The following is a 658-nucleotide window of genomic DNA, read 5'->3' on the forward strand; positions in this document are numbered from 1 at the left end:
CACCGACGGACCAGCACGTATCCGGCCTGTGCGGACCCGGTTCGCGCAATTCGCGCAACTTCGTGGCGCCCGCGTCACGCGGCCCGTCAGGCTGGATCCCGCATCGGACCAGCTGGACAGGGAGCACAGGCATGACGGTCGCGGACAGCGGGGTGGCGAGCGACGAAGACGTTGAGTCGGTGCGCCGGTGGGTGCGGCTGTCGTGTACCGAGCCGGGCACCCACCGGCCTGCCCTGGCCACGATGGCGCGGCAGCTCCAGCTGCCGACGGCCGTGGTCCGCTCCGCTCGGGAGCAGCTCGCCGCCGAAGGGCTGGTGACCCTCCACGATGGCTACCGCCTGTACAGCGTCGGCACGATGACCCCGACCGAGCGCGCCTACCGGATCATCCGCACCGTGATCCACCGCAGCTACCGGTGGTTTGTTGACGTGGGTCAGTGGTCGCAGTAGAAGGCCGAGTAGGGGTGGGTGTGATGACTGCTCGTCGTCCGTGTCCGCCGGCTCCGGGCCCATTGGAGCAGTACGCTGCCGACTTCGACGATCTGTTCGACTCTCTGGCTCAGCGTCGGGGCTTTCGCCAGTACCTGACCGGGTTGCTGGCGCCGCGGGAGCGCAACAAGACGCTGACGTGTCTGGCTGGGGCCGAGCCGGTGACGGGA

At 69.1% G+C, this 658-nt stretch carries 1 protein-coding gene and 1 pseudogene; both read left to right on the forward strand.

Features of this window, described 5'->3' with window-relative positions; all coding sequences use genetic code 11:
- The first annotated feature begins 131 nt into the window (after positions 1–131).
- On the forward strand, positions 132–449 hold the full coding sequence (locus ACTWQJ_RS52025; protein WP_443313302.1) for a hypothetical protein: 318 nt from the start codon (positions 132–134) through the stop codon (positions 447–449).
- Positions 450–472: 23 nt separating this feature from the next.
- Positions 473–658: pseudogene (locus ACTWQJ_RS52030) on the forward strand (IS701 family transposase); the annotation flags it as partial.

It is taken from the genome of Streptomyces sp. KR55, assembly GCF_052245645.1.
GTDB classification, from domain to species: Bacteria; Actinomycetota; Actinomycetes; order Streptomycetales; family Streptomycetaceae; genus Streptomyces; species Streptomyces flavusporus.

What these genes read in the sequence shown, in the direction of transcription:
- ACTWQJ_RS52025 (WP_443313302.1), top strand. Translation starts at nt 132, where the DNA reads ATGACGGTCGCGGACAGCGGGGTGGCGAGCGACGAAGACGTTGAGTCG.